General features: G+C 61.4%; 1 protein-coding gene. It reads left to right on the plus strand.

Annotated elements, in window-relative coordinates; translation table 11 throughout:
- A partial coding sequence (locus Q7C33_RS28980) for an NAD-binding protein (RefSeq protein ID WP_407684603.1) occupies nucleotides 1-303 on the plus strand: 303 nt, incomplete at both ends.

Consider the following 303-nt stretch of genomic DNA (forward strand, 5'->3'; position numbering starts at 1 on the left):
CCCTGAACATCCAGGCGGTGGCCGAAGCGCTGCTGTTCGCCGCAAAAAATGGCGCTGACCCGGCGAAGGTTCGTGAAGCACTGATGGGTGGTTTCGCTTCGTCGAAGATTCTCGAAGTCCACGGCGAACGCATGATCAAGGGCACCTTCGACCCCGGCTTCCGCATCAGCCTGCACCAGAAGGACCTGAACCTGGCCCTGCAAGGCGCCAAGGAACTGAACATCAACCTGCCCAACACCGCCAACGCCCAGCAAGTGTTCAGCACGTGCGCGGCCATCGGTGGCAGCAACTGGGATCACTCGG

This window comes from Pseudomonas sp. BP11-1-1, assembly GCF_052112105.1.
Classification (GTDB): Bacteria; Pseudomonadota; Gammaproteobacteria; order Pseudomonadales; family Pseudomonadaceae; genus Aquipseudomonas; species Aquipseudomonas alvandae.